Raw genomic sequence first — 13,537 nt, 5'->3', positions numbered from 1 at the left:
TCTGCCTGCCCGTGTGGTCTGCCCGCGTAGTCTGCCCGCGTAGTCTGCTTGCCCGTTTCGACCATCCGGTTGACGGGTCTGTCGGCATTCGCTAGCCTGAGCATCTCAGCTGTATTGGTTGAGCTTCCCAATGGAGATGACGACAAATGTCTCTTGCCGCCAACTCGCCTCTCTACGCCGTAACCGCCGGTATCGTCAACGCAGCCAAAGGTGCTCATGCCATCGAACGGGTCAAGGCGGTGCTGCGCGAACACACCGACCGCTTCCATGCATCAGGCGTGCTCGCGCATGAGGAAGACGACGATGAGGTGCTGCTGCATGCCAGCCCTGACTTGACCATCTACCACATCACGCTGTCGCCCGGCCTGCGGTACCCGCCGCACAACCATCTGATGGATGCGCTGATCGGCATCTACAAGGGCAGCGAGACCAACTTCATCTATCCCGTCGACGGCAGCGAGATCGATGCGCCGGAACGCCACGACATCGCGGCGCCCGCGGTGGTGCACATGACCCCTGATACCGTGCACGCGGTGGCCAACACCGGCATCGCCCGCTCAGGCGCGCTGCATGTCTATCTCGGCAATCTGACCGAGACCCACCGCCACATGTGGAGCCCGGGCAGCACCCACGCCGAGCCGTTTGACAATGAGCGGTATCTGGCTGGAGCGAGGCCTATTGGGCCCTGATCCGGGAAAGGCGGAAGAAAAGTGAGCGTGCTGCGCGGCGGCGTGAATGAGCATTCAGCGTCGCTGCGCCCAGATAACGGTCGCCGCGTACTCTCCCGTTTCAAGAACATCGCAGCGCGTTTATAGCGCAGTCAGGCTGACGACTGGGGTAATAAATGAAGAAGCCCGGAATAGGCGGCGTCCAGTTCTCCAGCACTCGGATGAGGCGGTGCTCGGCAACGTGTTCCGCGACCTGCTCTTCATATGCGAGCCCAAGACCGGCTAGCGGATCGCAGGAAATCGCAGATTCGGCGGAAATGGCGCGCCCGAAGAGATTCGAACTCCTGACCCCCAGATTCGTAGTCTGGTGCTCTATCCAGCTGAGCTACGGGCGCGCAACAGGCCATGCTTTACATAGCCCCGCTAACCGATCCTGACGACCGGCCGCGACAAGACGTGTTCCCTAGCGACTGAATTTCCGAAAAGCAAGCCAATCCGGCAAAAGTTTTGTCGCAGCTGCTTTCGACGGTGCCGATCAAAGGGGTGCTGAGATTCAGCTCAGTCCGGCTTCGGCTGAATATCAATACAGCTCAGGCAGGGCGGCGCAGGCCGTTGCGGGCCTGGTCGAGGCGGACCGGCTGGTCGGGGATGGTGACGGCGAAGGTGGTGCGGCCGCCGATCGATTCGACCAGTTCCACCGTGCCGCCATGGGCGCGGATCAGCTCGTGCGCGATGGCCAGGCCAAGGCCGGTGCCGCCGCTGCGGGCCGAGCCTCGAAACGCCGCGAACAGGTTTTCTCGCGCCTTCGCCGGCAGGCCGGGACCGGTGTCGGTGACAATGATGCGGCTTACGCTGCCTATGCGCTCGGCCGATACGGCGAGCCGGCGCACCAGCGCGCTCTCGGCGTCGGCCGCCATCGCCTGCACCGCGTTTCGGCACAGATTGGTGAGCACGCGAAACAGCTGGTCGGAATCGGCATCGACCTCGAAGGCGAGCTCGACGGCATTGACGAATTCGATGCCGTCCTCGATGTCGAGCAGGCCGTGGACGTCGTCGACCAGCTGGCGCAGCCGCAAGCGGCGGCGTGAGGGCGCCGGCTCCTGCGTGCGACCATAGTGGAGCACACCTTCGGAATAGGAGACGGCGCGGTCGAGCGCGCGCAACAGCTTTGGCGCGAAGGCCTGCACCGTCGGGTCCTTGACCAGGCGCAGGCGGTCCGACATCAGCTGCGCCGAGGCCAGGATGTTGCGCATGTCATGGTTGATCTTGGAGACGGCGAGGCCAAGATCGGCAAGATGCTTCTGCTCCGACAGCATCTTTTGCAGCCGTTCCTGCATCTGCGACAGTTCGCGCTCGGCAACGCCGATCTCGTCGGCACGGGCGGCCGGGTGGATGATGCGCCCTGGATCGTCGGGCGCCTCGGAGAAGGACAGCATCGAGCGCGTCATGGTGCGGATCGGGCCGATCATGATCAGGTCGATCGCGGCATAGACCAGCATTGCGGTGAACAGCGAGATCAGCAGCGAGACGAAGGCGACGTTGCGCGAATAGCGCAGCATGGCGTTGCGGAGGGAATAGTCGGGCATGATCAGCTCGAATTCCTTGTCGCTGTCGCCGACCGGGCCGAACACCCGCAGCATGCGCTTGCCGCCGAAGAACAGCGTATCCAGCGCCCCGGTCATGCCCTTGATCATGCCGACATTGGCGATGTCGATGTGCTCGTCGACCTGCGGCGGCATCTCGGCCACCACCAGCAGGCGCGATACGCCGCCGTCGCGCACCGCGATCGCCTTGGCGCCGATTGCCATCAGCACGTCGTTCTGGGCGGCGCGGGAGAGCGAATTGGGCTCACCCTGCACCAGCACGATCGACACCGCGGCAGCGGTGCTTAGCCTCTCCTTCAGCCAGGCCAGGCGGTAGCTGGCGATCCAGGGCAGGAAAATGAGGACTTCGGCCAGGAGCACGAAGACAATGGTGAGCAAGAGCAGCTTGGTCGACAGGCCGCGCGCCAAGGGCACTGAACGATTGGGCACCGAACGGCTCGCAACCGGGCGAACGGTCGCCGGGCTGGCATCGGCTGTCGCCGGGCCGCTCCCTTCATCCGCTGATGCAACTTCGCTCATTAAGGCCTGTCTTCACAAACGCTTGATCGGTTGAGATTAGGTGATTGCGGCTTTTTTGCCAATTTCATCCTTCGTTGGACGATGGCGCCAGCAATAAAAATAGCCTCGAACTGGGTGTTCGCGCCGCGACGAACGGGGTGTCGCGCCGTGACGAACTGGCAGTTCGCGCTGCGACGAACTGGCGTTCGCGCTGGATTGACTCCCAAAACCCTTCTTTCTATAAGCCGCTCACGCTCGGGCCATTCGTCCCGGCGCGGTTTCGATCGCGCCAATGCCGGCCCGGCAAAGCTCCTGTTACACAGTGACAGAATCAAGAAGGGCCGCACCCCGCGGTATTAAAACAAATGAAGCGTACCTACCAACCGTCCAAACTCGTCCGCAAACGCCGGCACGGTTTCCGTGCTCGCATGGCCACCAAGGGTGGTCGCGGCGTCGTCGCAGCTCGCCGCAACCGCGGCCGCAAGCGGCTCAGCGCCTGAACGGAAGACGAGATCGTTGCCCGCAACCGGCAAGCCAGTGGGACCAAACCCCAAGCGGCTTCTGAAACGTGCGGAATTCCTGGCCGTCCGCCGCGGTGAAAAGCGGCGCGGGCGGCTTTTTCTCGTCGAAGTTCTCGACCGCAATGACGGCCTGCCGCCGCGCGTCGGCTTCACCGTCACCAAGAAGGTCGGCAATGCGGCTGTCCGCAACCGCGTCAGGCGGCGGCTGAAAGAAGCCGTGCGCACCCATGCCGCAAGTGACATGGCGCCCGGCAATGACTATGTCATCGTCGGGCGTGAAGACGTGCTCACCATTCCGTTCGGCCAGTTGAAGGCCGAACTCTCCCGCCGTCTCAGCGGAACACGATAGGCCAAGGGCTTTCGATGGAAAACAACCGGAACTTCTACATCACCATCGTCTTGTCGGTGCTGATCCTCGGGCTGTGGCAATATTTCTATGTGCTGCCGCGCAGCGAACAGCAGCGCGAGGCGGCCCGCATCGAAGAGCAGCGGGCGGCGGAGCAGAAGAAGGCGGCCGAGGCCGCCAACCCCGGCGGCACGCCGGCGCCCGCAGCGCCCGGCGCCATTCCAAACGCGCCCGGCACCTATGTTACGACGCCGGAAGGCCGCGCGCAGGAAGTGGCCAAGACGGCCCGCGTCAACATCGACACGCCGAGCCTGTCGGGCTCGATCAACCTCACCGGCGCCCGCCTCGACGACCTCAAGCTCAAGCACTATACCGAGACGGTCGACAAGACATCGCCGCAGATCCAGCTGCTCAATCCGCAGGCGCTGCCCACCGGCTATTATGCCGAGATCGGCTTTGTCGGCAGCGACACGACCGGCACGGTGCCGGGCCCGGAAACGGTCTGGAGCGTCGACGGCAATGCGACTCTGACGCCGGCGACGCCAGTGACGCTGACCTTCACCAACGACAAGGGCCTGACCTTCAAGCGCACGATCTCCGTCGACGGCGACTACATGTTCACCGTTTCCGATGCGGTGCAGAATTCAGGCTCGGCCCCGGTCACGCTGTCCAATTACGGCCGCGTCATCCGTTTCGACAAGCCAGCCATTGCCAGCTCCTATGTGCTGCATGAAGGCCTGATCGGCGTCACCGGCACGGAAGGCCTGCAGGAGCACAAATACGCCGACATCGAGAAGAACAAGCTGTATACGCCGAGCAAATCGACCGATGGCTGGCTTGGCATCACCGACAAATACTGGGCGGTCACCCTGGTGCCGACCGAGAAGCAGCCCTTCCAGCCGCACTATGCCTATTACGACAATGGCCGCCCGCGCTACCAGTCGGACTTCCTCACCGACCCGATCACCATTGCCGCCGGCCAGTCGGCGACGGTGGAGACCGAGATCTTCGCCGGCGCCAAGGAAGTCAACAAGATCAACGCCTACGCCCAGGACCGGCAGATCAGGCTGTTCGACCGGCTGATCGATTGGGGGTGGTTCATCTGGATCACCAAGCCGATGTTCTACCTGATCGACACGCTGTACAAATTCTTCGGCAATTTCGGCCTGGCCATCCTTGCCACCACGGTCGTCGTCAAAACCCTCTTCTTCCCGCTCGCCAACAAATCCTATGCGTCGATGGCGAACATGAAGAAGGTGCAGCCCAAGATGCTCGAGATCCGCGAGAAATACGCGGACGAGAAGATGAAGCAGCAACAGGCGATGATGGAGCTGTACAAGACCGAGAAGATCAATCCGCTCGCCGGCTGCTGGCCGGTGGCGCTGCAGATCCCGGTGTTCTTCTCGCTCTACAAGGTGCTCTACATCACCATCGAGATGCGGCACGCGCCGTTCTTCGGCTGGATCCAGGATTTGGCCGCGCCCGATCCGACCTCGGTCTTCAACCTGTTCGGCCTGCTGCCCTTCGCGCCACCGGCATTCCTGCCGCATATGGGCGCCTGGGCGGTGGTCATGGGCATCACCATGTTCCTGCAGATGCGCATGAACCCGACGCCGCCGGATCCGACGCAGGCGCAGATCTTCACCTGGATGCCGGTGATCTTCACCTTCATGATGGGCAGCTTCCCGGCCGGCCTCGTCATCTACTGGGCCTGGAACAACACGCTGTCGATCCTGCAGCAGGGCGTGATCATGAAGCGCCAGGGCGCCAAGATCGAATTGTGGGACAATCTGACGGCATTGTTCCGAAAGAAACCCTCGCCGGCTGAATAGAAGGCGCTATTCCGGCAATCAAAGCCCCGGCTCGTCCGGGGTTTTTTTGGACGAGGCGCGCATCACGTTCCCGTGAGGCGCGAAACTTGCGGCGTGCAACCGGCGTGGCTGCTGCTTGTACCGCCAAGGCCGATCAACACCGATCAGCTCTAATCCGAAGACCGCTGTTTTTGATCCGTGACCCCGTCATGTCCATCGCGGGGATGCGGCGCGTGGAATGGGCATTCGCCTTTAAGTATTTGTTATCATTATCGTTTTTTACTCTGCACCGAAACTTTCCCGCAATCGCCGCGTAACTCTTCCCGACAATCGAATCAACAATTGTCGCACCAGAAGGGTTCTCCAATGGCAAAGTCCATCCTCAAGGCATTCTGCTTTTCCGCCGGCCTGGCTCTATCGGGCCTCGCAGCTACGACGGCCTATACGCTCGCCAATCCCGCCGTTGGCGGCGCTGCGATGCTGACCTCGAAGAACATCGTCGAGAACGCCCTCAACTCGCCGATCCACAAGACGCTGGTTGCCGCCGTCAAGGCCGCCGGCCTGGTCGACACGCTGGAAAGCGCGGGACCCTTCACGGTGTTTGCGCCGACCGATTCCGCCTTTAAGAAACTGCCGGCCGGCACCGTCGCCACGCTGGTGAAGCCCGAAAATAAGGACAAGCTGACCAAGATCCTGACCGCCCATGTCGTGGCCGGCAAGATCTCCGCCAAGGATATGATGACCAAGGCCAAGGCGATGGGTGGCAAGTATGAAATGAAGACCGTCAGCGGCGACACGCTGATCGCCGAGGTAAAAAAAGGCGCGCTTTATATCGTCGACGAATCCGGCGGCGCCGCCAAGGTAACGGTCGCCGACGTCAACCAGTCGAACGGCGTCATCCACGTCGTCAACAAGGTGCTGTTGCCGAAGTAACGGTTTTAGGCAACGGCGAATGACGGCGGGCTGCGACGGGCTTTCTCGGTCTGCCTTCCCCACCTCACGGCGAGGTGCCATTCTTTTGAAGCCGTCTTCGACACCACCGGGGTCCTGCTTGTCCTTCGCAGGGCCCCGTTTTTCGTTTCAGGGCGCCTTAGGCGACTGCGCTGCGGTCGACCTGATCGTGATCTGCCGCGGCACCAAGTGAACATCGAAGCCCAGCAGGGCTCGCTCATCGGGCGATTGGTGCTATAGGGCGGATCACGCCATCTAGAATGGCGGCTTTAATTTGCGCCACTCTCGACGGATCTCGCCATGGACGGACCCAACCCAGACATCAAACACCCGATCCCGATGCACACCCGCGTCGGCTTCCTCAAGCCCCTGGTCACCGCGCCGAATATCGAGATCGGCGAGTTCACCTACTATGACGATCCTGACGGACCGGACAAATTCGCCGAGCGATGCGTGCTGCATCATTATCCCTTCATCGGCGACAAGCTGATCATCGGCAAGTTCTGCGCCATCGCGGAGGGCGCGCGCTTCATCATGAACGGCGCCAACCATGCCATGTCCGGCTTTTCCACCTATCCGTTCAACATTTTCGGTCATGGCTGGGAGCAAGGCTTCGACCCGAAGACGTGGTCACAGGAACTGCGCGGCGACACGGTGGTCGGCAATGATGTATGGATCGGCATGGATGCGGTGATCATGCCCGGCGTGTCGGTCGGCAATGGCGCCATCGTGGCGGCGAAATCGGTGGTGACGCATGACGTGCCGGCCTATGCGATCGTCGCCGGCAATGCAGCAAAGGTGGTGAAGATGCGTTTCGACGACAGGACGGTGCGGCGGTTGCTGGCTGTGGCGTGGTGGAATTGGCCGGTGGACAAGATCGGCCGCAACCTCAACGCCATCCGGGGCGCCGATATTTCCAGGCTGGAGGCAGCAATTTGAACGCGCTGGGCAACACCGTTATCGGCACCGACCTGTTCACCAAGGGGTGGATCTTCATCCGCGGCGTGCCGGCGATGAAGTTCCTGCCGCCGGAGGGGCCGCCTGAGATCGCCTTTGCCGGCCGCTCCAATGTCGGCAAGTCGTCGCTGATCAATGCGCTCGTCGGCCATAACGGGCTGGCGCGCACCTCCAACACGCCGGGGCGCACGCAGGAGCTCAACTATTTCGTGCCGGGCGGGTTTTCCGGCGAAGGCACCGACCTGCCGCCAATGGCGCTGGTCGACATGCCGGGCTACGGCTATGCCAGCGCGCCGAAGGAAAAGGTGGACGATTGGACCAAGCTGGTCTTCGACTATCTCAAGGGCCGCGTGACGCTGAAGCGGGTCTATGTGCTGATCGATTCCCGCCATGGCATCAAAGCCAAGGACGACGAAGTGCTGTCGCTGCTCGACAAGGCGGCGGTGTCCTACCAGATCGTGCTGACCAAGACCGACAAGATCAAGGCCGCCGGCGTGCCGCAGCTGATCGAAGAGACATTACTGAAGATCAAGAAGCGGCCGGCGGCGTTTCCGTTCGTGCTCGCCACGTCGTCGGAAAAGGGCGAGGGTCTGGACGAACTGCGCGCGGCTATCGTGCTGGCGGCCAATGGCGGTTAAAAGCAACTCCGGGAAAAGTGTGAAGCGGTTTTCCGTCCGGAGTTGCGAAAAAAGACCTTTGGCTAACTAGGCCTTTGCCTTGGACTTCGCCTCGAGCGCGATCATCTGATGGCTTTCTTCCTCGGCAAGCTTTTCGGTGCCGTAGGACTTCAGGAACAGGCTGACGCCCGACCGCACGATGTGGTCGATTTCATCCTGGCTCGGCGCCGTGGTGCGGTAGGCGAAGATGCACTGGCGAAACAGGCCGGCGAGGCACAGTTCGGTGAATTGATAGGCGGCAAGATCGACATCATCGATCTTGAGCAGGCCGCGTTCGATGGCTGCATTGAGGAACTTGACCACCTTGTCGTGGCCGCGTTTGGGGCCACGTTCGTAAAACCGCGCGCCCATGTCCGGTATCCTGTCGGAGGCGCCGATCACGGTGCGTTGCGCCTGGATGACCTTGGCCGAGGTGATCTTCATCGACAGCACCTTGCCGAATTTCACCAGCGTCTGGCGCAGATCGTCGGCGCGGTCGAGCATGTCGTACATGTTCTTGAAGATGGTGCCGCGCTCTTCCTCGATCAGCGCCTCGAACAGCTCTTCCTTGTTGGCGAAGTAGACATAGATCGTGCCCTTGGAGACGCCGGCCTCGCGGGTAATGTCGTTCATCGACGCCGCTTCGAAGCCCTTGTCGATGAACACGCGCCGCGCGCCCTCAATGATCTGGCTGCGCTTGACCGGATCCTGGCCCGCCGCCGGGCGGCCGCGACGCGCACTATCCAGCACATCGCACCGATCATTTTCGACGTCGGGTAACGTGTCGGCCATTAAAGTCACACCTCGCGAAATAATTCGAACCGAGCGGTTCGATTGCTCTTGATATGGGCCTGCTTTAGCGCTATGTCAACGTTCGCATCGAACCGAACGGTTCAGTATAACACATTTTCCTTATGTAGCTACGGTAGCGAGATATCATGTCCTCGAACACGCCAACCACCGCCGAAGTCCGCCCCTTTCCCAACGCCAAGGTCTCGCCGGCTATCGAAGCGCCGGAAGCGCCCATCAAGCCTGCCGCCGAAGTTTTGGCCGAGGTGCCGGCCAAGAAGAAGCGGGAGGCTCGCTCGTTCATGCTGCCGATCATCGGCCTCGCTCTGCTCAGCGCCGGCGCCTGGTATGGCTATAATTACTGGACGGACGGCCGGTTCCTGATCTCGACCGACGACGCCTATGTCCAGGCCGACATGTCGTTCGTCTCGCCGAAGATTTCCGGCTATGTCGATCAAGTCAAGGTCTCGGAGAACCAGCAGGTCAAGGCTGGCGATCCGCTGCTGACGATCGACGACGGCGACTACAGAATAGCCGTTGCCCAGGCGGAGGCGCAGATCGCCACGCTGGCCAAGACGCTCGACCGTATCGACGCGCAGACGAAGGCGGCGCAAGCTTCGCTGCAACAGGCGCAGGCGCAGAAGGTCGCCGACCAGGCGGCAGCCGACAACGCCGCTCGCGCCCAGCAGCGCGCCGCGCAACTGGTCAAGACGCATGTCGGCACACAGGCGCAACTGGACGATGCCCAGACCGCTCTCGACCAGGCCAATGCAGCCCTCGTCGGCGCCGACGCGCAGATTGCAGCCGCACAGGCCAATATCGGCGTGTTCGAAGCGCAGCGCGCCGAATCGGCCAGCACGCTGGCTTCGCTGCGGCTGAACCGCGACAAGGCCGCGCGCGATCTGTCCTTCACCGTGCTCAAGGCGCCTTATGACGGCGTCGTCGGCAACCGCTCGGTCGAGCAGGGCGACCTCGTCAGCCCCGGCCAGAAGCTCGCCGTCGTGGTGCCGCTGGACAAGCTCTACATCGTTGCCAACTTCAAGGAGACGCAGCTGGCCAAGCTGGTGCCCGGCGAGAAGGTGCGGGTCTCGGTCGACGCCACGGACGGCCATGATTTCGAAGGCACGGTGTCGTCGCTGGCGCCGGCTTCGGGTGCGGTGTTCTCGCTGCTGCCGCCGGAAAATGCCACCGGCAACTTCACCAAGGTGGTGCAGCGCATCCCGGTTCGCATCGACGTGCCGGCCGATGTGCTGAAGGCAGGCAGGCTGCGCGCCGGCCTGAGCGTCGTCGTCGCCGTCGACAGCCGCACGGCTCCGGCTACGACGAACTGAGCGAAAGCCGGGAGCAACGCCATGGCAACCGCAACCATAACTGCAGGAGCGGGGCCGGCGCCTGCCATGCCGGCGGTACCGACGACCATCTCGACGCGCCGCCTCATCGCCTTCCTGGCGATGGTGTTCGGCATGTTCATGGCGATCCTCGACATCCAGATCGTCTCAGCCTCGCTGGCGGAGATCCAGGCCGGCCTCAGCGCCAGTTCCGACGAAATCCCATGGGTGCAGACCGCCTATCTGATCGCCGAAGTGGTGATGATCCCGCTGTCGGGCTTCCTCAGCCGGATGCTGTCGACGCGCGTGCTGTTTGCAGGCGCCGCGGCCGGCTTCACGGCGGCCAGCGCGCTGGCCGCGACCGCCACCAACATCGACCAGATGATCGTCTACCGCGCCATCCAGGGCTTTATCGGCGGCGGCATGATCCCGAGCGTTTTCGCCGCCGCCTTCACCATCTTCCCGCCGTCGCGCCGCGCCATGGTGTCGCCGATGATCGGCCTGGTGGCGACGCTGGCGCCGACCATCGGCCCGACCGTCGGCGGCTATATCAGCCATGCCATGTCGTGGCACTGGCTGTTCCTCATCAATGTCATTCCAGGCATTCTGGTGACGGTCACGACCTGGACCCTGATCGATTTTGACAAGCCCAATCTCGGCCTGTTCAGCAAGTTCGACTGGTGGGGCCTTGCCGGCATGGCGGCGTTTCTCGGCTGCATGGAATATGTGCTCGAGGAAGGTCCGAACCATGACTGGCTGCAGGAACAGGCCGTGTTCATGTGCGCCATCATCATGGTTGTCGGTGCGGCGCTGTTCTTCTGGCGTGCCTTCACCGCCGAGGAGCCGATCGTCGATCTCAGGGCCTTCACCAACGTCAATTTCGCCTTCGGTTCGCTGTTCTCCTTCGTCATCGGCATCGGCCTGTACGGTCTGACCTATCTCTACCCGGTGTTCCTCGGACGCATCCGCGGCTACGATTCCTTGATGATCGGCGAAGCCCTGTTCGTCAGCGGCCTGGCGATGTTCGTCACTGCGCCGATTTCCGGCATCCTGTCGAGCAAGATGGATTTGCGCATCATGATGATGATCGGGCTGTTCGGTTTCGCTGCCGGCACATGGTGGATGACGCATCTGACCGCCGACTGGGATTTCTGGGAATTGCTGATCCCGCAGATCCTGCGCGGCAGCTCGATGATGCTGTGCATGGTGCCGATCAACAACATTGCGCTCGGCACCTTGCCGCCGGACCGGCTGAAGAACGCGTCGGGCCTGTTCAACCTGACCCGCAACCTCGGCGGTGCGGTCGGCCTTGCCGTCATCAACACCGTGCTGATCGATCGCAGCGCCTTCCACTACGCCAGGCTGGCCGAGCATGTGGAATGGGGCAGTGCGGCGGCGCAGACCAAGCTGCAGAACATGACGCTCGACTTCCAGCAGACTCCCGGCCTCGACGCCACCAAGGCGGCGATCTCCAAACTGTCGGGCATGGTCCAGCAGCAGGCGTCGCTGCTGTCGTTCATGGACGTGTTCACCATGCTGACCGTGCTGTTCGCGACCATGGCGGTCTTCACCCTGGTCATCGCCAAGCCGGCGCCGCCCGCGGGCAGCGGTGGCGGAGGCCATTGAGCGCGCCGGATCCCCCGCCTGGCGCCCTCATGTGTGACCCCGGAAATCACCCCCGATTTCCGGGGTCACGCTTAAGCATCGATCGTTGTCAAGCTCCTTGGTCGAGGCGGCCCAAACCATTTGGTCAGCGAGTCGGTTAGCCCGGCTGCTTCAGGGCCGCCGACCCAGGCCACATAACCGTCAGGCCGGACCAGCACTGCGCGTGGGGCTTCGACTGCCCCCAGCACCGGAAGCTCCCACGCGCCATCGTAGCTGGCGTCGACCAGCTGAATCCGCTCCACCCACTGGCCGATACCAAAAGCGCCGGGCTCACCAAGATTAAGCAGCAGCGGCCGAGCGTCGTGCAGCAGGGCGAAAACCGGCAGCGGACCGGCAGCGGTGACGAGGTCGAGATCCGGCATGCGACGCCCCAGCAGCGGATGCCCCTCGCCAATATCGTAGTGGATGTCCAGGCCGGACAACAGGCCGGCAAAACGCTTGCGCGGCTCTTCCATGCCGAGAAGTTCCGACACTGTATCGCGCAGCGCCTTGGTGCGCTCGTCTTCGCGACGGAGCACGACCGACGCCATGGTGTTTTTCATCACACGCGCGGCAATCGGGTGGCGCTCTGCCTGGTAGCTGTCGAGCAGGCTTTCGGGCGCAGTTTTCCTGACCACTTGGGCGAGCTTCCAGCCCAGATTGACCGCGTCCTGCACGCCGGTCTGCAGCCCCTGTCCACCGTCCGGTGGATGCACATGCGCGGCGTCGCCGGCGAGCAGCACCCGCCCCTTGCGGTATGAGGCTGCCTGCCGGGTCATGTCGGTGAAGCGGGCCAGCGATGTTGGATTGTGGACGCCGTAATCGGTGCCGTAGACGGCAATGAGCGCCTCGCTGAGCTCATGCAATGTGGGCACGCCGCCGGCCCCGACCTCGCGTTCGGTCACCAGCACCCGCACCGTACCGTCTTCCAGTCTGCTGAGGCCGTGAATTCCGATGGCATCGCGGTGGATACCCCATTGCGGCTCTTCCGTTACCTCGATCTCGGCGATCAAATTGCTGGTTGTCGGCTCGGAACCGGGGAACTCGATGCCCGCCGCCTTGCGCACGAGGCTTCTGCCGCCGTCGCAGCCGACGAGATAATCGGCACGAAGCGACCCGCCATCGCTCAGCGCGACATCGACGCCGCCGCCATCCTGCACCAAGCCTGTCACCTCGCGGCCACGGTAGAACGTGACGCCAAGCTCCTCGACCCAGTCAGCAAGGATGCGCTCTATGTGCTTTTGCCACAGCGCCAGCCCGTAATTGTGGCGGGTGGGGAAGTCGCTGATATCAAGCGAAACGCCGACGAAGCCTGCGACCTGTGCGGTCTGGCCTTGCGACAGGAACCGATCGGCAATGCCGCGCTGGTCGAAGATCTCGATGGTGCGCGAATGCAGGCCGCCCGAGCGCGCGCTGGCGAGGTCCTGGTTCTCGCGCCGCTCGACGATGGCGACATCGATGCCGGCCAGGGAAAGCTCGCCGGCCAGCATCAACCCGGTCGGGCCGCCGCCGGCGATCACCACGGAATGGGATATTCGCGGCCGGTCCGCATCAACACCGTCGGTCGATTTGGCGGTCGATTTGGGCTCGCCGTCGCGAGCCCGTGCTTTGGTTGGTTGCATAGGTTCTGGCCCTCTCGTTAGGGCTGCGGGATCTACGCATAAAAAGCCGTCTGCCAATTCTTGAAGTTGACTGTTTTCGCCCCATTTCAGGAGATACGAGGCGGTCGTCACACCGGCTCCAAATCCCCCACCCCGCTAAAAG

The 13,537-nt window shown here is 62.7% G+C and carries 12 protein-coding genes, 1 tRNA gene and 1 pseudogene; 9 read left to right on the top strand and 5 right to left on the bottom strand.

Annotated features, from left to right (window positions below; all coding sequences use genetic code 11):
• The first annotated feature begins 146 nt into the window (after positions 1 to 146).
• On the top strand, positions 147 to 689 hold the full coding sequence (locus tag AC3EMP_RS04825) for an autotransporter (protein WP_023672266.1): 543 nt from the start codon (positions 147 to 149) through the stop codon (positions 687 to 689).
• Positions 690 to 789: 100 nt separating this feature from the next.
• Here AC3EMP_RS04825 and AC3EMP_RS04820 read toward each other — a convergent pair.
• From AC3EMP_RS04820 to AC3EMP_RS04810, 3 genes and pseudogenes are all read right to left on the bottom strand, one after another.
• Positions 790 to 954: pseudogene (locus AC3EMP_RS04820) on the bottom strand (LysR family transcriptional regulator); the annotation flags it as partial.
• Positions 955 to 986: 32 nt separating this feature from the next.
• Positions 987 to 1,063 (bottom strand) — tRNA-Arg (locus AC3EMP_RS04815).
• A gap of 195 nt (positions 1,064 to 1,258) precedes the next feature.
• Positions 1,259 to 2,791, bottom strand: coding sequence for an ATP-binding protein (locus AC3EMP_RS04810; RefSeq protein WP_023672265.1), 1,533 nt, complete (start codon positions 2,789 to 2,791; stop codon positions 1,259 to 1,261).
• A 344-nt stretch (positions 2,792 to 3,135) separates the two neighbouring features.
• Between AC3EMP_RS04810 and rpmH the strand changes: the two genes are divergently transcribed.
• The 6 genes from rpmH (at position 3,136) to yihA (ending at position 7,994) form a co-directional block, all read left to right on the top strand.
• Entirely contained in the window at positions 3,136 to 3,270 is a 135-nt protein-coding gene (gene rpmH, locus AC3EMP_RS04805) for a 50S ribosomal protein L34 (RefSeq protein ID WP_008833937.1), read from the top strand.
• A gap of 16 nt (positions 3,271 to 3,286) precedes the next feature.
• The gene (rnpA, locus tag AC3EMP_RS04800) at positions 3,287 to 3,640 is read left to right on the top strand and encodes a ribonuclease P protein component (RefSeq protein WP_352710585.1); all 354 of its coding nucleotides are present in this window, start codon (positions 3,287 to 3,289) and stop codon (positions 3,638 to 3,640) included.
• 14 nt (positions 3,641 to 3,654) lie between these two features.
• A complete protein-coding gene (gene yidC / locus AC3EMP_RS04795) occupies positions 3,655 to 5,469 on the top strand; it encodes a membrane protein insertase YidC (RefSeq protein ID WP_352710583.1) in 1,815 nt (604 codons plus the stop codon).
• Positions 5,470 to 5,814: 345 nt separating this feature from the next.
• Positions 5,815 to 6,381 (top strand): fasciclin domain-containing protein, encoded by a 567-nt coding sequence (locus tag AC3EMP_RS04790; protein WP_023673244.1) that lies wholly within the window; start codon positions 5,815 to 5,817, stop codon positions 6,379 to 6,381.
• Between the two features lie 318 nt (positions 6,382 to 6,699).
• Positions 6,700 to 7,338, top strand: a complete 639-nt coding sequence (locus tag AC3EMP_RS04785) for a CatB-related O-acetyltransferase (protein WP_023701989.1) — start codon at positions 6,700 to 6,702, stop codon at positions 7,336 to 7,338.
• A complete protein-coding gene (gene yihA / locus AC3EMP_RS04780) occupies positions 7,335 to 7,994 on the top strand; it encodes a ribosome biogenesis GTP-binding protein YihA/YsxC (protein WP_023673242.1) in 660 nt (219 codons plus the stop codon). Before AC3EMP_RS04785 ends, yihA begins: the two co-directional genes overlap by 4 nt.
• Before the next feature lie 66 nt (positions 7,995 to 8,060).
• Here yihA and AC3EMP_RS04775 read toward each other — a convergent pair whose 3' ends face one another.
• The gene (locus AC3EMP_RS04775) at positions 8,061 to 8,804 is read right to left on the bottom strand and encodes a TetR/AcrR family transcriptional regulator (RefSeq protein ID WP_023673241.1); all 744 of its coding nucleotides are present in this window, start codon (positions 8,802 to 8,804) and stop codon (positions 8,061 to 8,063) included.
• Positions 8,805 to 8,950: 146 nt separating this feature from the next.
• On the opposite strand from AC3EMP_RS04775, the gene AC3EMP_RS04770 reads away from it, so the two are divergent.
• Both AC3EMP_RS04770 and AC3EMP_RS04765 read left to right on the top strand, forming a co-directional pair.
• Positions 8,951 to 10,132: an HlyD family secretion protein gene (locus AC3EMP_RS04770; RefSeq protein WP_023714479.1), complete on the top strand. Its 1,182-nt coding sequence runs from the start codon at positions 8,951 to 8,953 to the stop codon at positions 10,130 to 10,132.
• Positions 10,133 to 10,153: 21 nt separating this feature from the next.
• A complete protein-coding gene (locus AC3EMP_RS04765) occupies positions 10,154 to 11,755 on the top strand; it encodes a DHA2 family efflux MFS transporter permease subunit (RefSeq protein ID WP_023714478.1) in 1,602 nt (533 codons plus the stop codon).
• A 71-nt stretch (positions 11,756 to 11,826) separates the two neighbouring features.
• Here the strand turns inward: AC3EMP_RS04765 and AC3EMP_RS04760 are convergent, their stop codons facing one another.
• Positions 11,827 to 13,395, bottom strand: coding sequence for an FAD-dependent monooxygenase (locus AC3EMP_RS04760; RefSeq protein WP_352710579.1), 1,569 nt, complete (start codon positions 13,393 to 13,395; stop codon positions 11,827 to 11,829).
• Between the last annotated feature and the right edge of the window lie 142 nt (positions 13,396 to 13,537).

The organism is Mesorhizobium sp. P160219, from assembly GCF_057786095.1.
This window is presented reverse-complemented; position numbering and strand designations above follow the sequence as displayed.